Origin of the sequence: Nocardia sp. NPDC059180, from assembly GCF_042754945.1 — a bacterium.
Classification (GTDB): Bacteria; Actinomycetota; Actinomycetes; order Mycobacteriales; family Mycobacteriaceae; genus Nocardia.
The window spans coordinates 1,300,447-1,327,122 of sequence record NZ_JBHZBU010000001.1; the positions used below are offsets into that span (position 1 = coordinate 1,300,447).

10 protein-coding genes and 1 pseudogene are annotated in these 26,676 nt (G+C 69.0%); all 11 read left to right on the forward strand.

The window, feature by feature from the left end; translation table 11 throughout:
• Positions 1-11: 11 nt before the first annotated feature.
• Positions 12-19,217, forward strand: coding sequence for a hypothetical protein (locus ACFXNW_RS06015; RefSeq protein ID WP_379416197.1), 19,206 nt, complete (start codon positions 12-14; stop codon positions 19,215-19,217).
• Between the two features lie 13 nt (positions 19,218-19,230).
• Positions 19,231-19,515, forward strand: a complete 285-nt coding sequence (locus tag ACFXNW_RS06020) for a hypothetical protein (protein ID WP_379416198.1) — start codon at positions 19,231-19,233, stop codon at positions 19,513-19,515.
• A 41-nt stretch (positions 19,516-19,556) separates the two neighbouring features.
• Positions 19,557-20,042 (forward strand): DUF6301 family protein, encoded by a 486-nt coding sequence (locus tag ACFXNW_RS06025; protein WP_379416199.1) that lies wholly within the window; start codon positions 19,557-19,559, stop codon positions 20,040-20,042.
• Positions 20,039-20,479, forward strand: coding sequence for a hypothetical protein (locus tag ACFXNW_RS06030; protein ID WP_379416200.1), 441 nt, complete (start codon positions 20,039-20,041; stop codon positions 20,477-20,479). The genes ACFXNW_RS06025 and ACFXNW_RS06030 overlap by 4 nt, the downstream gene beginning before the upstream one ends.
• Before the next feature lie 126 nt (positions 20,480-20,605).
• Positions 20,606-22,114, forward strand: coding sequence for a hypothetical protein (locus ACFXNW_RS06035; RefSeq protein WP_379416201.1), 1,509 nt, complete (start codon positions 20,606-20,608; stop codon positions 22,112-22,114).
• Between the two features lie 190 nt (positions 22,115-22,304).
• A complete protein-coding gene (locus tag ACFXNW_RS06040; RefSeq protein ID WP_379416203.1) occupies positions 22,305-24,143 on the forward strand; it encodes a hypothetical protein in 1,839 nt (612 codons plus the stop codon).
• Positions 24,140-24,925, forward strand: a complete 786-nt coding sequence (locus ACFXNW_RS06045; RefSeq protein WP_379416204.1) for an ESX secretion-associated protein EspG — start codon at positions 24,140-24,142, stop codon at positions 24,923-24,925. Before ACFXNW_RS06040 ends, ACFXNW_RS06045 begins: the two co-directional genes overlap by 4 nt.
• A gap of 51 nt (positions 24,926-24,976) precedes the next feature.
• Positions 24,977-25,315 (forward strand): hypothetical protein, encoded by a 339-nt coding sequence (locus ACFXNW_RS06050; protein ID WP_379416206.1) that lies wholly within the window; start codon positions 24,977-24,979, stop codon positions 25,313-25,315.
• Positions 25,316-25,366: 51 nt separating this feature from the next.
• Positions 25,367-25,666, forward strand: coding sequence for a YbaB/EbfC family nucleoid-associated protein (locus tag ACFXNW_RS06055; protein WP_379416208.1), 300 nt, complete (start codon positions 25,367-25,369; stop codon positions 25,664-25,666).
• Between the two features lie 115 nt (positions 25,667-25,781).
• Positions 25,782-26,102, forward strand: coding sequence for a type VII secretion target (locus ACFXNW_RS06060; RefSeq protein WP_379416209.1), 321 nt, complete (start codon positions 25,782-25,784; stop codon positions 26,100-26,102).
• Positions 26,099-26,676, forward strand: a pseudogene (locus tag ACFXNW_RS06065) (hypothetical protein); the annotation flags it as partial. The gene ACFXNW_RS06060 and the pseudogene ACFXNW_RS06065, both read left to right, overlap by 4 nt.

Genomic DNA, 26,676 nt, shown 5'->3' on the forward strand with positions numbered 1-26,676 from the left:
CTGGGCGCGCGATGGCGATTGATTTTCCCAGCGTCCTGGGATGGGTTGTCGGCAGCGAGTGGCCCGACGGCAACGAAGACAATATGTGGCTGCTCGCCGAGGACTGGCGCAAAGCTGCCAAGGACCTCGAGGACGTCATCGCCGACGTCCGCGCGGCCAAAACGGCGTCTCTGAACGCCTACCCGGCGGGTGAGGCGCCAGCGGAGATCGCCAAAGCCTTCGATTCGATGCTGTATGCGACCGAAGGTCATGACAAGGGTTCGCTCGAGCAGTTGATCGAGGGACTCGAGAGCATGGGCGAGTCCGCCGACAAAATGGGCACCGAGATCGAATATGCCAAGCTCATGTTCATCTCGTCGCTGATCCTGCTGGCGGCCGAACTCGCGGCGGCCTGGATCTTCCCGCCCACTGCACCGGCGGTGCAGGCCGCGGCCATCGCGCTCACCCGGATCGCCGCGCGAGTCATCTCCCAGCGCGTCATGGCTGCCATCCGCAGCATGGTGCTTGCGCTGGCCCGCAAGAAGTTCCTGCAGTTCATGGTGCGCCACGTCGCCATCGACACCATCATCGGCACCGGCCAGGATCTCGGCATCCAGGCCTATCAGGTGTCGCAGGGGCACCGCGACAAGGTCGACTGGACCCAGGTCGGCGTGACGGCCATCAGCTCCGCGGCGGGCGGTGCCGCGGCCGGGCCGCTCGCCAACCGCATCAGCCGTGGGCTCGGTGGGCGATTCGGCCCCGACGGCACCATGATTCGCCCGCCGCGGGTGAACAACGTCATGAACGGGATGATCACCGGCGCGGGGGCGGGACTGGCCGGGGCGGTGGCGGGCTACGGCGCGAGTCTCGGTGCGCAATTCGGGTTCGATTGGGCTCAGCACGGCTGGGACAAGGCGAACGAGAATCTCGGCAATGCGCTGAACAACTTCGATCCGCGGGTCATCACGGCAGGTGTCTCCAATGGCGCGATGAGCGGTGCGAACAAGGCGCGGGCGAACCAATTCTGGCAGAACCATCGGCCCGGCCTGTTCAACGGAAACAGTTTCCAGACCCGGATCGATGCGGTGATCTTCGGTGGAAGCGACCCCGGCAGAGGTGGATTCGGTCCTGGCGGGACGAATCCCGGCCCCGAACCGACACGGCCCGGCGGAACTGGTCCCGGCACCGGGCCGTCGACACCTGGTAGAGCCGACCCCGGTGCAACACAGCCCAGTGGCGCGGGGCCCAGCAATTCGGGCAGCGGTCCGAGCAGCGACAACCGTTCGGCCGATCGGCCGGGAAGCTCGGGTGAGGATGGCTCCTCGCCTGCTCGTGGCAGCGACGACCACCGCACCGACGACGGTTCGAGGCCGGCGCCAGGCGACGGCGAACGGCGCGGCGAAGGCGGCGACTCGCGGACAGACGCCGCCGACGGCGGTCGCGGCGAGAACGAAGGTCGCGGCGATTCGGGCCGGGCCGCAGACGCGTCCCGTGGCGACGGCGGCGATGGGGCGGGCGATCGCTCTGGTGAGAGCCGAGCGGGTGCCGCGCAGTCGGGCAATGACGGTGTCCCGGCCGACGGCGGGTTGCAGGCGCAGCAGCGAGCCGGTGACGACGGTGTCATCGGGTTCCACGGAGACCCGGGCATCGTGCCCGCGCAGCACGGCGACGGTGGAATCTCGGACGGGGAAGTCCAGACCGGTGAGCCGATACCGGCCGCAGCAGCGCCCGCGCCTGCGACACCTGTGACCGGTGCGCCTGCCCAGAACCCGGCGCCCACTGCGGGGCAGTCGCAGTCCGGTGGCGAAACACGCAGTGGGGCTTCCTCTTCCAGCCCTTCGCGAGCTGCTTCGCCTGTTGATAGCCGGGTGCCATCCGGGGATGCGCCGGTGGGTTCCGGAACGGACCGGACATCAGCGGGCGACGTCGACAGCCCGGGTACTCCTCGCGCTGGAGACCCCGAGGCCGTCGCCCCGGCACCAGACGAGCAGGCCGCGCCTCCGGAGGGGCGGGCCGGTGCCGCCGATCGGGCGGGCGTCGTCGGCGATACTCACCAGCCCGGCCTTCAAGCCGGTGCCCGCGGCGACGCGGACGCCGTCCAAGGCGAGCCCGCGGGCCGGTTGGAGCCGGGCAACGCCGACGAATCCACGCCCCCACCGGCCCCGATGTTCGTCATCCCGCCCCCGGATCTCTCGACTCCCGGTCCGGGTCGCGACGACAACCGCGGCATCAACCGCATCGGCCAGCGCGACGAAGCCCCGGTCACGGACCGGTCGGGCGATGCCCCGCGCACCCCGCGCACGGATGCCGGGCGACCGGAACGGCCCGAGGACATGCCTGCCGCGCTCTGGGACCGGATCGGCAACGGCCGGACGGCCAACGAGTCGAGCGATCCGATCAACCCCGCGCGCGGCGGCAACGATCTGCCGCTGAGCAACGGGCGCCGGATGGATTCCTATATTCCCGATACCGAAATCGTCGCGCGCAGAGACATCCAGCTCGCCGAGGTCACCCCGCAGACCGCTCGCGCCTACCTGACGGATCTGGCAAGCAGCCACCAGCCCGGACTTACCATCCGCGATACTCCGCACAGCCGCGCCGAGCTCCCCGGCACCGATCTGACCCGGCCGATCCGCGGCGAACTCGTGCTGGAAGTGCCGCCACAGCACACCGATCCGCCGCCCGCGGTGCTCGCGGCCGCAGAGCGGCTCGGTATCACCATCCGCGATACCGACGGCCTCATCTACCAGCTGGTAGACGATGCGGGCGCGCATCACGCAGGCGACGCCTCGCGCCGGGGGCGGTGCGCCGAGTTGGCGCTGCGCCTGCTCAAAGATCTGATCGGAATCGACGCGATCACTCCGCCGACGCGTCTGATCGGCCCGGACGGCATGTCGGCCGCGGAGGTCGAAGCGGCGGCAGGCGGACGGCTGCGACCCTTCGACGGTCACCAGTCCATCGCGGACCGGCTGCTCGCGCTCGGCGACGGCGCCTCGGCGCTGGTGGTGGACAACTATGCGGGCGCCACCGACCGATATCGGGTCGGCGCGCACGCGTATGCGCTGGTCAATGAGAACGGCACCATCGTGGTGCGCGACCCGGGCGCGGGTCGTGTCGAGGGCTTCCCGCCTACGTTGCCGCGTGAGGTCCGTGAGGTGCGCGCCGTTCTGTACGGTGCGGACGCCACTCCGGTCGAACCGCTCGGTGACACCGTGCCTGCGGGCACCGAGGGCGATTCCGGCAATCGGGTCGGGCAGCCGGGTGATACGGCTCCTGCGGCGCGTCAGCCGCATCCGGCCGGCGAGCCGGTGCCGGCGGGCATGTTCGTCGGCAACGACGGATTCCTGCACCGGACAGGTGATCGCGCCGACTCGTATCGCGATCCAGATGGCACCTGGCATCACAAGATCGACCGGCCGAACACGTTTCGTGACAAGAATTTTCAGCTGCGCGGTCCCCACGGATGGATTCCGGATGTGCTCGTCGCCGCCGGGTATCTCCACCAGGCGCAGCGAGGCCCCGAAACGACCTATCAGGTCACAGACCCGGAAATCGGTGACCAGCTGGCGCAGGCCTCGGCCGACCGGCTCGCGTTGCAAACCCAGCGGGACCTCGTGCGGGTCGCGATGCGCGGCCCGATGGCGTCCTTCGGCATCACTGATATCCATGATCTCGCGCCGAAACGGCTCGGCGCCGAAATGCAAAGCCAGCAGCGCAAGATCCTGGCCGATCAGTCGCTGTCGGACACCGATCGGGCACAGCGACTGAAAGATCTGCACGACCTGCGTACTCGAGCCGACAAGTACAACACGCTCGGCCGGCAGATGGTCGCCACCTCCAAACTGCTCGGCGAGCTCGGCGGAACCGCCTTCGCCATGGATCCGGCACTGCGTCCGGGCGCTGTCCAGATCACTCCGTTCGACGGCGCCTTCGACGGTGCGAACGTCGTCGATATCGCGGTCCTGGTGCCAGGGACAGACGGCAATCCGCCGAAACTGGTGGTGGTCGAGGCCAAGGGCGTCGGATCGATCCTCGGGGGTTCGAAAACTGCCAGTGCACAACAGGGTTCACCAGAATATCTGCGCCGCACCGTTGCGATCGACCAGAACCTGGCCACGATACTCAGCGAAACTCCGGAACAGATGCGGGCTCGCGGCATCGATCCCGATAGCCCCGAAGGCCGCGAGCTGACAGCGGCCAGAGAAGAACTGCTGCGCGCCCACCGTGACCGCACCCTGACATTCGAGTACCACCTCGCGCACACCTCCGAGACCGGCGAGGTCACGGTGAGCAGGTTCCGGCTCGACCGGTCTGGCGTACCGGTCGATATCGATGTGGTCGGTGGGATCGATGCGGCGACCCCGGCGGCGGACCGGGAGGGCTCGACCACCGACCACGTGGGCGGTGGGCCGGGTCGGGCGCGGGGGGCCGATGGCGCTGTCCGCCGTGCCGACGACGACGCCCGGATCGGGCAGCGCCCCGATTACCTCGGCGACACCGACAGCCGCGACAACGCCGACGGGCTCTCCGACGGGGACCAGACGCCGTCGAACACGACACGCGATACCGGCCCGCTCGGTGGGCCGAGCGCCGACGAGTGGACGGCCCTGCCCCCGGCCGAGGTCGGCGAACGCATGCGTGACCAGCTGAGGCGGTTGCTCGACAACCCCGATCTGGAAGTATTCGGCTTCGACCGCCCGGAACTGGATGCCGACGTGGCGCGTGAATTCGCCAGGGCCATGGTCGATATGGCCCGACGTCACCCGCAGGTCGATGTGCGCCGCATCGGCATCGGTGATCTGTCTGCCGGCCTGATCGGATTGACCCGGCCCTTCACCGATCCCGCCACCGGTGCGATGCGCGCCGACTCGATCACGCTCAGCAGCCGCTACGCCGCGGACGGGACAGCGTTCCGGCAGTGGATGGGCGAGCGCGTCGACGCAGGCCGGTTCCACCCGTCGGTTATGCGTCGCCCGGTGTATGCCGCCGCCGTGCACGAGTTCGGGCACGCGGTCGACTACGCGGGCAGGCGCGCCGCGCGCCTGGCACTCGACGACGAGCTCATCGAGCTCTACGTCAACAACCGGCTGGGCGCGGGCACCGTCGACAGCTACGACGACTGGCTGCGTAGTCAGCTCACCGGCTACAGCTTCGACAAGGCCGGTGACCTCGATCCGGGTGAGGCGCTGGCCGAAGCCTTTGTCGATGTCGTGCTCAATGGACGCGGCAACGTCAACGACGCGGTGGGCCGGGCCTATGACCTGCTGACGGATACCGCGGTCGGTGGAAAGGATGCCAGGCGCGGGGATTCGCTACCGGGCGATGCGGATCGGCTGGGGAATGCCGAGGACTCGGACCGCATGTCCACAGGATCGGGACCGGAGCAGTTGCGCCCACCCACCGAGGACGTCGGCATCGCCGACCTCGATGCCGACATCCTCGGTGTCACCGGCACGGACGAATGGTCGAACCTCGATCCGCCAGAAGTGGGGGAACGGCTGCGGGATCTGATGCGCGAGGCGACAGGCAATCCCGATTTCGACGTCTTCGGCTTCGATCTACCGTGGCTCAACGCCCAGGTGGTGCGCGAGTTCGCCAGGGGCATCACCGATATGTACGCACAGCATCCGCAGGTGGATCTGCGCTCGGTCGGCATCGGCGAGCTCAGCTACGGTGTGCTCGGCGAAACCGCCGGCCGGATCGACCACACCACCGGTGCGGTCTTCTCCGAGTCGATCACCCTCAACTACGACCTCGCCACCAGCGCATACGGATTCCGTGAACAGGCTCGCGCCGGCATCGCCAACGGCCAGTTCACCCAGACGATTCTGCGCCGGCCGGTGTACTTCGTCGCGGTGCACGAGTACGGCCACGCGCTCGACTACGGCGGTGGTGGCGCAGCCAGGCAGCAAGCCGAAGGGTTGCTGCTCAGGCGGGCCACGGAAGACCCGAACGGCGATTTCGGTGAATGGTTGCGCCAGCTCAGCGGTTACAGCCTCGACGACGACGGCATGCTCCGCCCCGGGGAGGCTCTGGCCGAGGCGCTCGCTGAATATGTCGTCGGCGGCCCGGCCAACGCGAACACACCGGTACGCATTCTGCGCGACCTGTTGATCAGTTCGGCCGAGAACCCGTCGGGTGCGAGCGATCCAGGAGTTGCCGGATCCGATCGGATAGATGCATCTCCTCGTTCGCCCGGCGATTCGGATCCGGCAAACTCCGCACCGCCTGAGGGTTCGGATAGCGACGGTGCGGTCGATCCCGATGCGATAGACCCGCCCCCTCAGGTGACCATCGACGTCGATGGTCAGCAGGTGCGGGTCGACGTCCGCCCGGACGGCCCGGACCGGTGGCGAGTAGTCCCCGAGCGCGCCGATCCCGATGCCGTCGACACCCGGTCGCGGATGCGTCGCGAATGGGATGCGGTCCGGGAAATGATGCCGGGGCGTGAGCCGCAGCCGAAGTCTCCTTCCGGCTCTCCGGTGGGCGACTCGGCCGGTCAGGCTGCTATCCGCGATGGCGTCACCGGTGCTGCGGATCTGATGGGTCCGCCGCCACCGACGGCACCGCCTCCGCCGCCGTCCGATATCCCGCGTTTCGATGCGCCGCCCGAGGCGGGCCCACCGGATCCGACGCTGCTGCGGCTCGCCCAGCAGGCCCCGGTCTGGTTCCAGAACCGTGAGATGATCCCGATCTTCGGTGAGCTGTCCGGACGCATGCGCGATGTCGCGGGTGAGCACCTGCCGATGCGGACACCGGACGGCGAGTATGAGCCGGAGCTGACCGACGCGGACCCGGATGCCGCTCGCCGGCAGATCATCTCGGATCTCGACGTCGAGCGCATCACCCCCGAGGAAGCGCTGCGCAAACTACGGAAGGTATTCACCGGCGCGAATGCCGAACAGCGGCAACGGATCATCGATGCTCTGCGCGACCGCGACCTCATCACCGCCGAGGAAGCCGAACGTCTCGCCGACGAACCACCGGCCGGCACCCAGCAGGCCGAACCCGCGGACCCACCCCCGGAAGACGAATCGCTCACGGATGCGGCGCGCCGCCTGCTCGACGTCGAACTACCCGACGAGAGCCACCAGACCCTGCGCGACCTCATCGACGAGCACCAGTACCGGGTGGTGCGCGCGGCCGCCGCGATCGAGGGCCTCGCCGCCGCCGCTCAGCGTCTCCACGAGGAGCAGACCCTCCCGTTCACCAGAGCGGATTTCGACGGCACCACCGATGACGGCGCACCGGGACTGGATCGAAGGCCGGACCCGGCCCAGCTCGATGGGCCGCAGCGGCGCCCCGATGACGACACCGATGATTTCCTCGACGATGACGACTACCTCGACGAGTACGACGACAACGACGACGGCCCGCGCCCGAACCGTTTCGCCGAACCCGATCCGGCAGGTCGTGCCGTCCCGTTCGTCGGCGCGGTCAGCTTCATCGACCAGAACCCGATGGGGCGCTTCCGCAACGAGATCATCGCGGCATTCGGCCATCATCTAGGCCTGCTGGACACCGTGCCGATCGGCAACGGTGCCGATCCGCTGCCGGAATGGGGCGACGGCGACGAACTCGGCCGCGACGAAGGTCTGCGCAAATTCTTCGAACACGCCCTGCGCCGCGACCAGTTGCGCGATGAGCTGGCCACCTGGGCGGCCATGCGTGACCTCGATGTGCGTCAGCTCGCCCGCGACCTGGTGGACGACACCCTGAACGCGTTGCGGGACGCCAATATCGCGCGTGCGGATCGAGTGGCCGAATTCGCCGACTCGGCGCGCCAGCGTTTCCCGGAGGCCGATGAGGGTGAACTGGTCGGCGATTCGCTCGGTGATCAGGCCGTGCGCATTCCGATGCCGGACGGTCCGGACCGCTTGGTCATTGTCGACGGCGACCGCAGCAGGCATCAGGTGCTCGCGGACACGCTCGCCGCCGACCCGCAGCTCGTCCGCGACCTCGCCGACGGTCGCCTGATCGTCGACTACCGGGCCGCCCGTACCGATTGGACCGGCCGCACCCATCTCGATCCCATCGACACCCCGCACGTCCTGCACCGGCAGGAAACGGTCGACGGCCGCGAGCTCAACGTGACCTTGGTCCGCGAGGATGACGGCCCATGGCGTGCGGTGCCCGAATCGGACGCGCCACCCACCGCGACATCCGAAGACGCCGAACCCGCGACCACCGCACCGCGTCCGCGGGAGGAGGTCCTCGCCGACCTGATCCGGGTGATGCACGAACTCGGCCTCGGCCCGGCCGATGTGCATCCGGACGTGATCGACCGGACCGTCGCGGATCAGAAGCTCGACAATGCGGTGCGGGCCGCGCAGATCGAAGGCCTCGCCGACTTCACCCGCTCGGCCAACGACATCCAGACCTTCCACGAGGTCGGTGACGCCCGCAGCAGGCTGGCCACCAGGCTCGGCATCCCACAAGCCGAGCTCACCGGCGACACGATGGCCGCCGCACTCGGCGACACCACCCAGCGCCGGGCCCTGCGCACCCAACAGCTCACCGATCTTGCCGCCTACGCCAAACAACTGCGCGAAGTGAACTCGGCGGCGGTCGACGCCGCCCGTGACCGGCTGGCGGAGCGACTGGTGCTCGACGATGCCGCGCGGCGCCTCACCCGGGCGACGTTCGCCGAGCGGGCCGGCGTCTCGCGCACGATCGCCGCGCTGCTTCCGCCCGGACGGGTCGACGGTCCGGATGGAAAGCGTGTCTTCGCCGTCGACCCGACGGGTCTGTCGCCGAGGAAGCTCCACAAGCTGATCCGGATGCTGGAACGGGCCGGGCACCGCGATCTGGTGAACTCCGCGCTCACCGAATACGCGAACGCCCTGCTGAACGTCGATCCCTATGCCGGTGTGGCGCGCGGTGACGTCGGTGCCGATCCGCGCGTTGTCGACGGTAGGTTCCCGATGCACGATCGGGACTCGATGACAGCATTGCGCGAGATCATTGCCGATGCGGTGCGTACCTGCGGGGCAGACGATTTCGCGCGCGCTGTCGCCGACGCGGCTCGTCGACCCGATAGCGGGCCGCTGCCCAGCAATGATCCGGCACGACGACCGACGGCCAACCGCGATTGGGCCCGCATCGTCGGCGTCGATATCACCGATGCCGACGACGCCACCTTCCGCAAGGTGTACGAGGCCTATCGCGACGGCCGGATCGACAAGCACGAGGGGCTCACTCCGGAGCAGCTGGCCGCCGAACTCACCGCCCTACGCAACGAGGTGCGCGACCGCGCCGAGCGCATCAACGACCTCGTCCGCCTCACCGACGAATTCGCTCGCGCGATGCGGGCAGCGCAGGCGACCGCAGGCAGCCCGCCGCATCCGATCTCGGGCCCGACCGGCGGGAAGTCCGAGGGAGGAGCACCGGACAATTCGGGCTCGAGCCCCGCGGGTTCGGGCGCGGGCGGCAACCCGCCGCCACCGGGCGGTCCGCCCTCCGGTCCACCGAAACCGCCGTCGCCGCCGAGTGATCCGGGTGATGGCGATTCCGGCGACGGTTCCGCCGGCGACGGCAGCGACCCGACGAAACCCGCTGGGCCCGAGCGGACCCCGTCGGCGTGGTACGAGCGGCAGCAGATCATCCAAGCCGAATGGGAGGCCGGGATGGCGGCCGAACACGCCGCCTTCCTGCGTGCCCAGGCGGACGCCCACCCCGACGACCCGTGGGCAGGCCTATACGCCGACCAGGCCGAATGGTCCGCCCGCATGGCCGAGGAACGCGTCCAGTGGTTGCGCGATACCGCAATCCATACGCTGGCAGAGGACGCTGCGCCGCTGCCACCGCCGCCCTCGCACCCACCGCGACCCTCGTACCCACCGCCGCCCTCGCACCCCCCGACGGCGCACCAGGCAGCGGAGCCGAACCTGCCGGCCCCATCGCCCGGAGATTCGGAACCGGGATCGCCGCCCGCAGATGTGCCGAATGCCGACGGGGACGCGCAGCATGGTGCGCCCGAGCAGAATTGGGCCGATCGACCGTTTGCTGATGTGGTGGATTTCCTGCGGGAGGTCGCGCTGCGGAACCAGGCCGATCCGGTGTCGCTATCGGATCGGGATCGGGCGCATGTGGCTCGGTTGGCGGAGCTGCTCGGGTTGGGGGAGCGGCTGACGCGGCACCCCGATCCGCTGGGTGCGCTGGCCGAACTGGCCGAGCTGGCGCAGGTGCACGGCTTCCTGGATGCGGCGTTGAATCCGGACGCGGGCCCGTTGCGTCCGATGCGGTTCCCCGAGGACTTCAAGTATCCGGCACCCGACCATCCCGGCCTGTGGTTCCCGCCGGAGGGTCAGGCTCCACCGGCTCTCGCCCACGAGCCGGTAGGCGAGGGTGTCCCGCGCAGCGGCAATGTGTTGATGCCCGAGGTCAATCCGATTGCCGAGGTCGCCTCCGAGCTGGCCCGCAGGTACCGACTCGGCGCCGATGATCTCGATACCGCGCGGCTGCCCGGCACCGTCACCGCCGAGCAGTACCGCAACCTGGTGCGGGCGGCGGTCGTCGAAGCCCTCGCCGATGCGGTCGCCCGGCTCGATGGCGTCACCGATCCCGATGACGTTGCCGCCGCCACCGCCGAACGGGATCGGTGGGCCGGCTGTCTGGACGTCGATCTCGGCGACCTCACCGACCGGCCCGATCAGACGATCGACCGGCTCCGCGGCGACGTGCTGCGCCGCATCACCGACATCGATGATCTGGCCGATGCGGTCCTCGCGGACAGGCAGGAACAGGCCGGCGAGACGGGCGGGCGCCGCTACGTCATCACCGTCGACGGTGACCGGGTCCCCGTCCGCCTGGTCGACGACGGCAACGGCGGCTGGCGGGTGGAGGCTCCGGAGCGCCTACGCCCGACGGCCGAACGGCCCGATCGGCCCGAGCCGAAGGCGATCGAGAAGAAGAAGTCCTGGCTGCGTCGCGTGTGGGACGCTCTGCGCGGCGGGTACGGCGGCGCGAACCCGAAGTATCCGTCCGGTTCCGGCGTCGACGGCGCGGGTCAGTCGTTCCTCGGTCACGGCTACCTTCCGATCGACCTCACCAGTACGAAACCGCCTGCGACACCGGGTGGTTCACCGACCGAGGAGCTCACCACCAAGTTCAACCCGGCCCGCATCCTCAAAGAGGGCGTCACGATGTGGAAGAGCCGGGAATACCTACCGTTCGCGCGCTACTTCACCGGCCGACTGCCCACTCGCACCGGCGATGTGGCACCGATTCTCACCCCGGACGGCGGGGAGTACGCGCCGTGGATCGACGAGCCGGATCCGAAGGTGCTGCGCGAAATGCAGGCGGATCTGGAACTGGCCGGACTCGACGGTGGCGAACCACCGATCCGTGCGGAACTGCCACCCGGCGACCCAGCCGACCCGGCCGGACAGCTCGAAGGTGGTGAGCCGCTGTCGGATTGGGCGCGCGACCTCGCCGACAACCTGCGGATGCGCGCCGCAGATGCCGCCGAGCTACGTCGGCTGGCCGGTCTGCTAGACCTGCGCCTGCCCGATGTGGAACCGGCGACGCTGCGCCGGGCAGTCGCCGACGCGCGGTACGCGTTCATGCGCCGCGCCGGTGCCATCGAGGGCCTCTATGCCGCGTCCCGGCGCTACAACGCCGAAAACGACGCCGTCCCGTACGGCGAATCCACCAGCTTCTTCGACGAGGATCCGCTCGGCCGCTCGCTGATCGATCGGGCGCGCGCCCGTGGTGAACGCACCGAGATGCTGGAATGGGAGGGCGTCAACAACGGCGGTGAGCCGGGCCTGGATTGGGGTCCTGAGGTGCCGCAGGAGCGGGACAAGGGCAACAGCCTGCACTTTCAGGACGCGTTGCGGCGCGAGCAGCTTCGCGATGAGCGTGGCGTGTGGGCGCAATTGCTCGGCGTCGGCATCGATGAGCTGTCACCGTCGAAGCGGCTGGAGGAGACCATTGCCGCGCTGCGCGACGAACTGCCCGCCCGCGCCGATCTGGTCGGGGAGTTCACCGATCGGGTCCGTGATTTCCTCGCCGCCGACTCCACCGACCGCGTGGTTCGGGTTCCGGGAGAGCCGCCGCGCATCATCGTCGTCAACGGCAGGGGCGAACACGAGGCGGCAATCGCGGGCGAGTTGGCCCGCGACCCCGACTTGGCCGGGCGGATCGACCGTGGCGAAGTCGACGTCGAGTTCCACGGCGCCTTCCTGGATCGCGACGGCATCGTCCACATCGTTCAGTTCGACACTCCGGAGATCCGGCTTTTCCGTGGGGAAATCGACGGACGTCCGGTAGCGGTCACGATGGTGCGCGAGCCGGGTGGGCAATGGCGTGTGGTGCCCGATCCTGTCCCTGCGGAGGGAACGCCGGGCAAGGCTGAGGCGACGCCCGCAGCGGCCGACCGTACTCATGGCCAGGTCGATCGGGAGCCCGGCCAAGCCGACAGAGCATCCGGGTCGACCGACCGGGACCGGTCCGCCGACCCCGGGACGCACGAGGGGCGGCCCGACGAGAGCGCAACCCCGCGCAGCGCAGAAAGCCTTCGTGCCGAACGCAATGCGCTGGCCGGGCAGCTCGGCATCAGCGACCCCGATTCGCTGACGCCTCGGCAGTGGGCCGATGAACTCGCCAAGCTGTGGCAGGACAACGTGCTGCGCGCCACGCAGATCGAAGGCCTGCTCGACGCCACCCGCAGCGCCGACGCGATCGACCGCTATTACGCGCTGGACAATGTGCTCGGGCATCTGGTGAATCGGATGGAGATCGATCGGCCCGCGCTGTCGCCCGAGCTGGTCGCGCAGATCATTGCCGACCCCGGCACCTCGAACGAGCGCAGACTCCAGCAGTTGGCGGACCTGGCGGACTACGCCGAGATCCTGCGCGAACTGGACAAGACCGCGGTCAATGCGGCGGTGCAGCGGCTCGCCCAGCGACTCGGCGTCCCGCCGGAGCGCCTCTACGGGTCGAGCTTCACTCGCGATCTGAGCGAACTGCTGCCGGACCCGGACACCCTCGATCCCGCGGGGATGCGACAGGCGATCAACGCCATGGTCTACTCGATGGCCGACCATCCCGCGGTCGTCGACGCGCTGACCGATTTCGTGCGCGCACTCGGCGACGTCGACCCATACACCCGCGACCTGCACCGTGATCCGAGCGCCGATCCGCGTGTGGGCGGCAGCGAACTCCCTGTCCACGACCCGTCTTCGCTCGCCTTCCTGCTCGACATCCTCGGCGACACCGGACTTTTCGCCCCGCTCGGCAGCGGCCCGGTCCCGGAAACGCCCACCCGCCGGCCCAGCCGCGACTACCTGCGCATCCTCGGCGTCGATATCACCGACGCGAGCGACGACGCCTGGGACGAGGCGTACCAGAAGTTCCGCGACGGACGCCTCGACCTGCACGAACGCCTGACTCCCTCCGAGCTCGCCGAGGTCCAGGCGGCGTTGCGTGCGGAGATCCGCCAGTGCGCCACCGACATCCGCCACCTGGCCGAACTGGCGAACGATCTCCACAACGCCGCCCCAGGCTCACATCCAGACCCGCGCCAGCCCCGCAACCCCGACGGTTCCTGGCGCCCGGGGGACGACCCGGACCCAACCCCGCCACCCCCCGGCGACACCCCACCCTCACAACCCCCCGCCGCACCCGGCGAAGCGAAGGCATTGCCCGCCGAGCCGTCGCCGGAACGCAGTGGAAGAGCAGAGAATCAACCGGAACCGACGCCACCCGCCGAGCCGCCCTCGGAATCTGGTGCCGGCGCGAAGAAGCCTGAGCCGCCGTCTGCCCCCGCCGAGCCGGGCGACGCGGGCGATTCCGATCGTTCCGGTGATCAGGGCAAGCCGGCGCAGCAAAATCGTGAACCCGATGGCGCGGATGATCCGAAGAATCCTGCGGCAGGTACGGGCAAGACCCCGCAGGCGGGGCCCGCTGACTCAGGCGCTGAGCCGACCCCGGAATCCGGTGGGGGAGCGAAGAAGCCGCCACAACTTCCGCCTGGCCCTGCCGAGCCGGATGGCGATTCCGATGGGTCGGACGCCGACCCCGACGGATCCGACCCCGATCAGGACAGATCGGACAACCAGCCCCAGGACTCCGACGCCGACCCGCGCGCCCAGATGTCTCCGGAGGTCATGGCGGAGTACGACCGCTTCGCCGCCGAACGCGCCGAAGCGGTGGCGCGGCGGGAGGAGTGGCGCGATATCCGCGATATGCGCGCCGAACGTCAGCCCATCGACAACCGCGACGACTACGCCGCACTGAACCCCGGCAACCTGCCGTCCACCATGGACGAGCTGCGTGCTCGGACCATGCGGGTCGACGACATGCCGCGCCGCCTGGCCGAACTCGACGCACTCGAGCGGGCCGCCGAGGAGTTCAACAAGGCCGACGCCGATGTCACGCGGCTCGACGAGGAACTGGCGCGGCTGGAACGCTCCGTCACGCCGGTGGGCGAGTACGACCGGCTGGTCCAGCAGCGCCAGGAACTGGCACGCGAGCGCGAGTTCTGGCGTGCCAAACGCGACGACCGCGCCATGCGCCACGGTCTCGTCGACGACGACGGCCGAGTCGACGAGCCCGCGCTGCGCGGCGACCGACTCGAGCCGACGATCCTGCGGCTCTACGACGAGGCGGGCGCAGACACCATCGACCATCCCGGTGGCATCGACGAAGGCCCGACCCAGACCCGCACCCCGCGCAGCGCCGCCGACCAGGCCGAACGGCGCTCGGCGATCGCCAAGCTCGCCGAAGCCGCGAGCACCTGCAACCGGCTCGACACGGCCGCCGATCACGTGGACCGGCAGCTCGCCGAACTCGAACGCGCGGGTGTCGGGGAGGGCAGGCCGCGCTCGGACGAAGTCGCCGCCGAACTCGATCGCCTCGCCAGGCAACGCGCCGAGGCCCTGCATCAGATCAAACCGCGCCGTGCCATGCGTGACGATCTCGCGGTGCGGCTGCGCGTCGTCGACCAGCAGGGACGTCCCGACGAGGCCGCGCTCGCACCGGACCGGCTCGATGAAACCATCGCGTTCTTGCGCGCCCGCGCACAGTACGACGTGCTCGCCGGTATGTCCGGCGACGGCCCGCGCACCCTGCTACGCGATATCGCCGCACTGGCCGACGCCGCCACAGACGTGAACCGAGCGCACAACCTCGTCGGCCGCATCCAAGACGAGATGGCGGGCATCGCGGGCGCCTGGCGAGCGATGATCGAAGGTGAAGGCGGCCGGATGCTGACCCCGCGCGTGGGCGTCATCGTCGACGGCGACACCACAAGGATCGTGGTGTTCGGCATCCGCGACGAACTCGGCCGCCCGCACCGCAGCGATATCGACGACGCCTTCGCCACCGCATTGCGGACGAATTCGCTGGTGGCGCAGTCGATGATGGATGACGGCACCACCGTCGAGTTGCGCAGGGTGCGCGCCGACCGCGAAGGCGTGTGCAATGTCGACGAACTCGGTTTGCTCGACGTGGAGCGGTTGAGCACCGGCTGGGTCGGCGGCGATCGGCTCGACATCACCTCGTGGCGTGACGGCGAAGGAACCTGGCATCGGGTCGATCCGACCAGGCCGGATTGGCAGACCGGACGCGACACCAGCGAAACGAGCAAACCCAAGGCCGAGCGATACAAGAAGTACGTCAGGAAGGACCCGCCGGACGGCGTGAGCGGCTGGGCCATGGAGGATGTCGTCAACGACATCACCCTGCCCACCGATAATGTTCCGGACGGCAAGGTCCCCGAGAGCACGCTGCCGGTGAACGCGCCGCAGGCGCCGACGTTGTACAACACCTCCGGTCTCGACCCGAACCAGATCTTCGGCCAGCACTGGGGTGCCGACTCCTACAACGTCGTCCGGCTGCTGCTGATGGCGGCCGAGGTGCCCAAACATCCGGCGGTGAAGGCATGGATACAGCGGCATCCGTGGATCGGCCGGTGGGTGCAGGCGCGGCCGTGGTTGCAGCGGATACCACCGTTCGGGACGGTGTTCCGTAACTATGAGTGGTTCGCGCCGCCGGAGCGGAATGTGCAGCCGATGGTCCGGCCGTGGGACGCTGCGGACCATCTGTTCGGCCTCGATGACGTGCCGGAATCTCTTCGTCAACAGTGGGATCGGGAAGCCGCGCAGTGGCAGCGAGTGCAGGACTGGGCCGACGCCGAATACGAACGGTTCCTGCGTGACCCCGACGATCTGGACCGCATTGCCGCAGGTATCGAGGCACATCGCCAGGCACAGCAGGTCGACCGGGCGCGTCAGGTCGTCGACCGGGTGCGTCGTGACCTGGTCGACGGGCACCCCTGGATCGATCCGACAGGTGACGTCGACAGCCAGATCCGGGCTGTGCATGCCGAGATCGACCGCATTGCCGAAGCATTGGCCGACCAGTTCGCCGCCGACGATCCCGTCGCCATCCGCGACACCATCGAGGACGTGCGCGAACTGCTCCTGGCCGGTGTCGACCCGGAGCTGATCGCGGGCGCGCTGGGAGCCCATATGCGCGACGACGTCCCGGTGTTCACTCCTGCTCAGCTCGCGCAGATCAAGCACCACCTCATGGAGGCCGAGCTGCTGTTCCGCGACCATGCCGACCCCAACGGCCGGTTCGTGCGGATGCCGATGGACCGCCTCGCCGATATCGCGGAAGCATGGAATCGCCTGCGTAACGGCGCACCACTGCCGCAGGACTTCATCCTGCTGCGCGACGCCCTCGCCGAATCCGAGTTCCTGCGCGCCAACCCGCTCGCCACCTGGCAGGACGCCAACGCCTACGCCATCGGCCTCGGCCACCACTGGGACGCCGACCGCCCACCCCTCACCGAATGGCGCACAGGCATCCCCTACACCCCGACACGCCCCACCCAGACCCCGCTTTTGCCAGACCGCTCCGCCTCGGGCCGGGACCTCCCTCCCGCCCAACCGGACCTGGCAGCCCTCACCCCCTCGACCCCCGGCAACCCGGACGCCCCCGGCCCCACCCCCGCCCCACCCCCCTCGACCCCGCCGAACACACCCGCGCCGGCAACCACGGACCCCCAGCCGATTCCGCCTGATGCGCCCGAGCCTCCCTCGCTCGGCGAGGATGCGGGCTCGCAGCCGATTCCGCCCGCTGAAGCTCCGTCGAGCGATGTGGACGCGGATGCCGATCGGTCGCCGGCTGCCGACGATGAGGCGAACCGCTCGCCGCGGCCCGGTGACGATGGCGCCGCTGACGAGGCTGAGCGTCGTTCCGACGATGGCGGGGAACCGTCCGGTGCCGACGATCGCCACTCACGCGATGATGGTGATAGGTCGGCGGATGACGACGACGCACAGCGGCCCCCAGACGACGGTGACTCCGACGAGGGGACCAATCACGCTGAGCCGGAACATCGTCGACGCCCACCGGTCTACCGCTCGCACATCCCGAAGCTGCCGCATGGCGAAGAGTTCGAGTTCCCTCAGGTCGATCCCATAGACACGGTCGACCCAGAACCATGGCAACCGCCCAAGCAACCGGTGCCACCCCAGCCTCCGGTGCCACCCCAGCCTCCCGTGCCACCCCGGCCACCGCTACCGCCGCAGCCTCTGCCACCCCGGCCACCGGTTCCGCCCTCGCCTCCAGTTCCGCCTACGCCTACGCCTCCGGTTGAGCCGGTACCGCCTGTGCCACCCACGCCTCCGGTTCCGCCGGTACCCCCTGTGCCTCCGGTCCCGCCTACGCCCCCAATACCTCCGGATCTGCCTCTGCCTCCGGAGCCCTCGGTTCCGCCCCTGCCCACGGAACCGCCGGTGCCTCCCGTGCCGCCGGTGCCTCCCGTGCCGCCGGTGCCTCCCGTGCCGCCGGTGCCTCCCGTGCCGCCGGTGCCTCCCGTGCCGCCGGAGCTTCCCGTGCCGCCGGAGCTTCCCGCGCCCCCGGTCCCACCGATGCCACCGGTTCCCCCTGTTCCACCCGCGCCCTCGGAGCCGCCACCCCTGCCTCCGGTCCCCCCGATACCTCCGGATCTACCCGTGCCTCCGCACCACCCGGTACCACCGGAAATTCCCATGCCTCCGGTTCCGCAGCCCCCTCTGCCTCCAGAGCCCCCGATCCTTCCGGATCCACGGCACCCACCCCTGCCGCCGCAGCCTCCTATATCTCCGGAGTACCCAATACCCTCGGCCCTTCCTGGCTTCGCGCAGCTTCCGGTCGAACCGGTCCCGACCGAAAGGCAGCCGAACCTTCGTGACCAGCAAAGCGGTGGCCTCGGAGACGTGGTTTGGGCACCGACGTCTGCGCCGAACTCTGCGGGATGGTCGCCGACCCAGGATCCCGGGCCGCATTCAGCGGTGCATTCGACTCCGTTTGCCCAGCCACCGCAGGAACGGCACGCGCAGCACCCGCCCGCGTGGCAGCCGAGCCCGGGCGCCCAGCCGGCCAACGGCGGGGGAGGTGCTCCAGTGCCTCCGTCCGCACCACTACCACCCGCGCCGAGTCCCCTGGATAGCTCGCCGTCGCGCGACGTCGGGGTGTATACAGCGGCACAGGCGCCGCAGGATATGCGCGGACTTGACCCGTCGCGGTGGCAGCCGAACGGCGGTGACCAGGTAGGCAGCGGACAGGGCGCGGCGCCGATGCCGAATCCCGCCGGATGGTCGCCGCCCCACGATGCCCAGCTGCATCCGGCGGCGCAGCCGCCGTCCTCGGCCCAGCAGGAGCAGCAGCCGCAGGATCCGTCCCTCGGCGACCAGCCGGGCAACGGCCAGGCGGGCGCGGCCCCGATGACCCCGGTGCCCCCGCCGCCCATGCCCGGCGCGCCGCCGGTTGGCAGCTCCGCGCGCCCAGGCAAGCGGGAGGCCGGCGGTTCGAACGGATACGCCCGGTTCCGGGGTGGGCCCGGGAACGAGCGGGGCCCGGTGCTGGTCCAACCATTCGCCGGGTTCGGTGTGTCAGCCGAATTCAACCCGGCGACCGGCGCACTACAGGCTGTGCCCGCGCAGGCGGGTGCTCCCGCCGGTGTCTACGGTGACCTCGGCGAGTCCAAGGTCGTGTTCTACCGCAACGGTGCAGGGCTGGTCTTGCGGGTGGACGGTCGTACGATCGAGCTCGACGGGCCGGTCGAGGTCGAGTGGGGGCAGGTCGCGTATCGCACCACCCGGTTCGCGGTGCTCGAGGGCGGTGTCGTCGTGTTCGAGACGATCTACCGGAGCCTGCCGCCGGAAATGGACCTGGGTGCGCTGGTGCACGGCGTACTCGCCGACCCCGAACGCCGCGCCGCAATCTTCCCCGGACAACAGTGAACAGGAGGCCATCATGCGTGCGGATCATCCGACCGACGATGAGCTACGTGCCAATTTCGACGAGATGCTCACTTCGGTGTGCGGCGGTGGTGGTCTGCGCACCGCCACCGGCCTCGATATGAAGACCGAGGAGAGCCTGTGGGCGATCGCCCGCGCCTACCCGCAGGTTCCCGGCGAGCTGGTCGACGCGGCGCGCACGGCCTTCGCCGGGCAGCTCGACGGTACCAACGCCCGCGAGCGCAAAGAGGCGGTGGCCCGCAAGATCGAGGAACTGGAAAAGCGCAGGTCCGGCCGCTGAAGGTGGCGGGCAACTACCGACGACAGACTTAGGGTGAGCACATGACGGAATGGCGCGCGTTGACCGACGACGAGGTCACCGATCTGGCCACGCGACTGCGATCGCTCGAGTGGTCCTGGCAGGTGGCCGATGGGCCGGGGCTGGCCGACGGGTTCGGCTGGCGGGTGGTGCTGAGCGAACCGGATTGGGTCATGCTCGACACCGGGTTCGGTATGGGCAGCGGCGAGATCCGCGGTCGAGACGACAAGGCCGTGGCGATCGAGGTCCGGGTGACCGAGTTCGCCGACGACAGCGACCGTGCCCGCACCCGCGACGCCTTCGCCGCCATGACCGATGCCCTCACCGGCGCTCTCGGTGAACCGACTGCACGAATCCCGGGCGAGTTCCCCCAGATCCGCTGGGCCGGTACGGAGTCCACGCTGGTCCTGCAGGATATGGCGGTTTCGGTGCTGCTGACGCTGGTGTCCAACGCCGAACTCGCCGACGACGACCACAAAGCCGAACTCGAGGAACCGGGCCTGCTGTGACCGGGTGGACGGAATTCGCCGAGGGCCTGGCCGAGGAGTTGGCCGATCTGCCCGCCGGGGCGGTGGTGAAGATCATCGAGCCCGGCCCCGCGTCGCGGTACGCGCAGTTCCGTCAGCTCGACGACGAGCTGTGGGCCGAGCTGGTCGGCGACCACTGGCTCGAGCCCGCCGCGAAGGCGGGGCCTACCGGTGAGCAGCTGATCGCGGAGGCAGGCTGGTATGCGCCGGACGCCGATCACGGCCACAACTGGTGGGTCGAATGGCCGTGGCCGCTGTCTTCGGCGCGGTATCGGCAGCTGACGTCGATGGTCGTCACCGGGCTTCGTGACGGTTTCGGGGTCGCCGCAGTCGCCGATCTTGCGTATGTGGCCTGGAACGAGAACGCAGGCAACCGCGCGCTGGACCTGCCCGCGCTCGGCTTGCGCCGTCAGTCCTGACCTGCCGATTCCAGTGGCCGCGCCGCCCGGACGTCACCGCAGGTTCCGGAGTCGTTTCCTCGGCGGTGATATGACCGCTTCGACAGACCCGGCCTTCGGGTGCGCAGACGAGGAGAGTGCCGCGACGTGACCAATCCAGCCGATGAGACCGGACCGGCCGACGAACAGATCCTCGCTCCCGACGCCATCGTCACCCCAGATCCGGATATCGGATTCAGTCTCGACGAACCGCCGACCGACCCCGACGAGCGTGCCGCGCAGCTGATCCATCAGGTCGCCCGCGACCTCGCGGCGGCGGCCCCGCAGGGCTGGCAGCGGCTCACCGCCCGGTTCGCGATGACCACCGCGATGGAAATGGGTCACGTCGTCTTCGCGGATGAGAATCAGCAGCCGGTCCCGGTTCAACCTTCGGCCGAGATCCTGGATCTGGTTCGCGGACAACGCCACATCTCCGCCGAACTCGGTGACGGCCCTTGGTGGCGCCTGACCCTTACGTTGACCACCGCCGGTGAGCTGGAGGTCGATTACGACTACGGCGACGAGCCCTTCCCCGACGACCAGCTGTTCCCACCGGAGGCCTACGCCGCCGATCTCCAGTCCTACCCACGCGAATCGCTACCGGTCTGGTTGGCCGCCTATCTGACCCATGCGGGCAGGCAGTTCCGATCGCCGCGCGACGCGGCGGTGCAGGCGCGGGCAGATCGTGCGCAAGATCGGCGCGGTGTGCAGTCCGGCAACGACCTCCCGGAATTCCCGTTGATGTGGGCGCGCTGGGCGGTGCTGTCGGCCGCGTTCGTGGCGGCCGGCTCGGAGTGGGGCCCGCGAATCCTGCCCGCGCTCGGCATGTTCGAGGGTTCGCGACGCAGCGGCGCGACCCTGTACGCGTTGGCGGGCGGGCGCGCGGTGCTCTCCGGTGGCGTGTGGAACGCCCCCGAACTCGACGCCGCCTACAACGGGGACGCACAGCTGCCGCAGGTGTACGCGGGTGCTCCCGAATGGGTGGCCAACCCGGTGCTGAACCCGCGCGCATCCAGCGGGCTGCTCTCGTTCTGCTACTGGTGGGAGGGCGGCACCTGGTACCGCGGGGAATCGCCGGGCGCCGACGGAATCGCCGCGGCCGTACCGGGTTTCTGGAGCTTCGGAACCGTCGTGGACGTCGTGCTGCGATTGGTGACCGCGGAACCGGAGGAACCGCAGCGACGTGCGGTATCGGCGTTGCTGTCGGCGGCCGAGGTCGGTGTGGCGACCAGGGACACGCTGGTCGAAGTCTTCGGCGACGACGCCGAATTCGATATCGATGGCGCCTTTTACCAGCTCACCCTGGCCGGTGTCGCCTTGCTGCTGCCGGAACCGATGCCGCAGGAGCAGGCGATCGCGCGGGTGAGCGGACATATCGTCGGCGCAGGGCTCGATGCCGCCGGTTATCCGCCACAAGATCTGGTCGCCGAGCGGATCAGCGGCGGCTGGATGGTGTACGTGCCCGCGCCCGATGGGGAACTCGCGATCGGGCGCACCATCTTCTATCTGGCCGACGACGGCGTGCTGGAGCAGTCCACCTCCTCCACCGCGCCCACTCGCTATATCGCCGAGTTCGAGCAGCGCTTCCAGCAACGGCACCGTTCGGCCGACTACTGACCTACCAGCGCAAACGCACCGCCCGAACATGATTCATCGCACGGCTACCTGCCGTTCAGTTTCTCCACGGGATGATCACGCACCGTGAAATCAGCGTGGAATCGTCGGCGCCCGCGAGGTGGTTGCCGCACGACGGGGCGGAGCCGGTCGGGCATCGTGACCGGCGCCGAGTGGGAAGGAGCTGAGGGCGATGGCCGGAGAGAACAACCCATGGGGCGACCTGCGCGGTCAGGCGGGCAACGGTGGGCTGGTGTTCACCAAGGACGTCGCCGAGGATGCCGCGGGCTACTGCGCAGATCTGCTCGACGTGTTCAACGTCGTGACCGGCAGTCTCGATGACATCCTGAAGATCGAAGGTCTCGGGCATTTTCCGGGTGCGGTACGCCTGGCCGACAAGTTCGCCGAGGTGGCGGCGGAGTTCCGTGACGAGGTCATGAAGGAACACAAGCGCGTCGCGACCGATCTCGGCGAGTCCTTCGTCATCGCGGGAAAGCTGTACGAAGGCACCGACCTGGACGGTAAAGGCCACTTCGACAGCATGGTGCGCTCCGCCAACGCAGGCGACCTGATCAAGCACGTCGAGCAAGAAGAGATGTACGACGGTCGGTGGGTGGACATCTCGCCCGACATCCCCAACCTCGGCAACTACGAGGACAAGGACAAGAAGTACGGCGGGCTGCCCGACAGTCTGCTCGATCTGGCCGGTAGTGAAGGCTCGCAGGGTTTCGCGGTGACAGTCCCACCCGCGCAGACCCTCAACTTCAACCAGCTCTGGTGGCTCGGCGACCAGATCCGCGGCAAGCCCGCATTCATCGCCGTGGCCGGCGGTGACTGGATGCGGATGAAACTGCAACTGAAGTCCGGATTCTCGAACTTCGACCAGAGCATCCTCGGATTGGTGGAGTCGGAGCGGTGGAAGGGCACCGGCGCCGACAGTGCCGCCAAGGCGATCCGGATGTACACGAACAAGAGCGGCCCGCTGCTGACGGCGATGCAGCAACTCGGCGACAACCTGGTGAACGCGTCCGGCTGGACCGCGAACACCGTCTACGGCATGCCGGACAAGAGCGTGGCCTACACCCCGGACGATCAGGAGCACGCCCAGCTCGAGCTGGCCAAGCAGGTCTACGAGAACTGGTACGACCCAGGGATCACCGCGTGTGCCACCGCGATTCCGATCCTGCCCAAGCCGTCGGATGTGGTGGAAATACCTCCCGGCGATAACGGCAACAACAACAACGGCAACAACAACAACGGAAACAATGGCGGCGGAAACGGCGGCGGTGGCGGCGGGACCGGCGGTGGTGGTGGCGCCGCCGCCCAGCAGCAGGCCGACCTTGCCAAGTTCGCCAAGGACCAACAGGCCCTCGCCCAGCAGCAACGCGACGTGGAGGCGATGCAGGCCAAGGCCGACGCCGATGCCCAACGTCAGGCCGCCGAGCTGCGCCAGCAGCAGGAACTCGCCCAGCAGCAGGCCGCCCAGCGGGCCCAGCAGCAAGCCGCTCAGCAGGCCGGGCAACAAGCCCAGCAGGCACTCCAGCAGGGTCTGCAACAGGCGCAGCAAGCCGCTCAGCAGGGGCTTCAGGCGGCTCAACAGGCAATGCAGCAGGGCATGCAGCAGGCCGGTCTCGGCGGATTACCCGGGGCGCTGTCCGCATTGGGCAAGGACCTGCCGAACCTGAAGGGTGGACTCGGCGGCGGCAAGGGCATGGGCGGCGGTGGCGCAGGCGGCGGTGCCGGTGCGCTCGGCGGACTGCCGAAGGAACCCGCGCAGACCCAGGCCTCGAAACTGTTCCCCCGCGCGTCGGTCACCGGCGCGGCGGCCGGGGCCATGCGCGGTGCGGGCTTGGCGCCGATGGCGGGAGCTCCCGGTACCCCCGGCGGTATGGGGCCCGCGGGTGCGGGCGCGGGCGGCGGCCAGCAGGGCGGCAAGGAACACAAGCGAGCCGACTACCTCGACTCTGCCGAGCACATCGAAGAGGCACTGGGCGACGCACCGGTGGTGGCCAAACCTGTTGTGGAGAAATGAACCGAACCTGGGAATTCAGCGATACCGAGTTCTTCGTGCTGTGGAAGTCGCTGCGGCGCGGCGGGCTGCCGTTCCCGCTGTACTACACCGGACGCACCGAAGATCCCGAACGATTCAAGGCCGAGCTGCTGGCGGCGCAGGAGGAACTGCGTCGCAGGCTCGGTAGCTCGTTCGACTCGGTGCTGGCCACAATCGCCGATCCGGATCTGCGGATCGTGGTCAACGGGGGCGACGGACGAGAGCCACGCGAACCGAAGAGCCTGGTGCGGCTGATCGGTGTCCGCAGCCAGAACAACGGATACCTGCTGAAGCAGCTGCCTGGCGAAAGTTACTGGCACAGTGGCGGCTTCACCGTCACCGAATACGAGGCGGTCGGTCTGGCGCATGCCGTGGTCGCCGAGATGCCGGAGGCGAAGCCGGGCAGGCAGCGCGATGTGGTGTTGCCCGCCGAGCGTCCCGGCGACGAGCTCGACCACTCCTACGGTGGCTCCGCCGTCCACGACTCGTTCGACGATTCCATCGCCCAGCGCGGCGCTGCGTTCTTGGCGACGCCTGCGCCGAGCTACGGAACCATCGATGTGGTGCAGGGCTTTTCGATCTTCGGCCCCCGCGGCATCACCAAACACCGGCTGCGCTGGCGTGATCTCGAAGACGACGGCCGCTACGTCATCGGTGATGAGACACCGCCGATGGCCAGGCCTGCCGATCGAAAACATCTGACGAACACGATCAACACCAGGGTCGCCGCGGTGATCCGGGCGATCAAGGACGAGCGCGCGTGAGTGCGGTGCGAGCCGCCGCAGGTCTGCACACGATCGAGAAGGGATGTGGCGATGAGTGAGCAGGAGGGTCCGGCCGAATGGGCCGCGACTTCGCGCACGGGCGCGATCACGGTGCGTACTACCGAACAGGGTCTACCGGTAGGTGTTTCGATCGAACGCTCCGAGTTGCGCGGCGATCCCACCGCACTCGCGGCGGAAGTATTGCGGCTGTGCAAACAAGCAGCAAGCCGGGCCGGGCTCGCGCGTCGGGCGCAGCTGGAGCAAGCGGGCATGACCGAGGACATGCTCGCGCTGATGGGCCTGCCGACAGCCGCCGAGGTGGCCGATCAGGAGATGGCCGACGAGCAGGACTACGACACCGAGCCGGCCAGCTGGCTGCGCTCGGTCTGAGCTGCTGATTTCCATCAGTGGGAAGAACTGCGCGGGAAGGGAACTCGCCTCGTGTTTGAATCTATGGACGAGCTGGAAGCCAGCGTTCGTCGCCGGTTGTATCGCATGCGCGATCTCACCGAAGACATGGCTGCGGTCCGCGCAAGCGAAACCGCGCCGGACGGTGGTGTGACTGTCGAGGTCGACGGCAACGGCTCGCTGGTGAATCTCCAGTTCACCACGGCGATCTCGGAACTCACCCCCTCCGAGTTCGAACAGCGGCTGGTAGCTACCGCCGCAGCGGCGGCCAGTGCGGCTTTTGCCCGGCGCGCCGAAATCGTCATGTCGTTCAACGAAGAAGTCGCCGGGTAGACACGTCACGTTCACCCCCGCCGGGCATAGTTTTTCGCGACAGCTCACACCGAGGCTTTCTCTCTCGGTGGGGGATTCGCGCTGAACATCCAGCAGCACCGGATCGGGGAGAACGATGAGCGATCTCGTAGCAACACCTGACGCGATCCGCCGATACGGCGACGCGGCAGCGGCGATGGCGACGAGCGTGGCCACCGCGGGCAGTGCCGACCAAGCGGCGACCATGGCCGTCGCGGCTCCCGTCTTCGGCCTGATCGGGCAAGAGTTCCTGCTGTCCTACGCCCTCGCGCAGGGCAACCATCTGTCCTCGGTCATGGAACTGGCCGGCGTCCACGCCGCGACGGCAGTGACCGCCCATCAGAGTGCCGCGGCGTACGAGGCTTCCGATGCCGCCGCGATCGCCGAACTGGGTGCGGCCACCGCGCCACTGCAATGAATCCGGAGCTAGACCCCACCGTCGTCGATCTGCTGCGCGGCAGCGCGCTCGCGCCCTACATCGACCGTCCGGTGAACGACATCCTCGCGGATATGGGCCTGCCGCCGCTGCCGGACCTGTCCGAGATCCCGCCGCTGCCCGAGTTTCCACCGATGCCGGTGATCGACATCGCCGCACTTGCCCGGCCGCTGACCGATCTGGCCAGCAGCTTCGGCACCGGAATGCTCACACCCCCGCCGGGCGGCGGACCCGATCCGATGCAGGTCTTCCAGGCGGTGAACACCGCCCTGACCACCGCGATGCAGTTGGGCACCTCCGCGCTACAGGCCGTGATGACGATCTGGCAGGGCATGGGCGCCACCAGTGCCGCCGGCAAGGCCGCCGACGCGCAGAGCGACGGCGCCGAACTCGCCACCCAGAGCGCCAATGAGAAGACGGTGCTGGCGGGCGCGGCGACCTCGGTCGCCGTCGGCGGTGCCGAGCTGACCGCGATCATCGCCAAATACCTGACCACGATGGTGGCCTCGGCCCCGCTGCTCGCCACTCCCGGCGGGCAGATGTTCATGGTCGCGGC

Coding starts and splice junctions, on each gene's coding strand:
- ACFXNW_RS06060 (WP_379416209.1), top strand. CDS start 25,782: ATGAGCGATCTCGTAGCAACACCTGACGCGATCCGCCGATACGGCGAC.
- ACFXNW_RS06040 (WP_379416203.1), top strand. CDS start 22,305: ATGGCCGGAGAGAACAACCCATGGGGCGACCTGCGCGGTCAGGCGGGC.
- ACFXNW_RS06020 (WP_379416198.1), top strand. CDS start 19,231: ATGCGTGCGGATCATCCGACCGACGATGAGCTACGTGCCAATTTCGAC.
- ACFXNW_RS06025 (WP_379416199.1), top strand. CDS start 19,557: ATGACGGAATGGCGCGCGTTGACCGACGACGAGGTCACCGATCTGGCC.
- ACFXNW_RS06050 (WP_379416206.1), top strand. CDS start 24,977: ATGAGTGAGCAGGAGGGTCCGGCCGAATGGGCCGCGACTTCGCGCACG.
- ACFXNW_RS06045 (WP_379416204.1), top strand. CDS start 24,140: ATGAACCGAACCTGGGAATTCAGCGATACCGAGTTCTTCGTGCTGTGG.
- ACFXNW_RS06015 (WP_379416197.1), top strand. CDS start 12: ATGGCGATTGATTTTCCCAGCGTCCTGGGATGGGTTGTCGGCAGCGAG.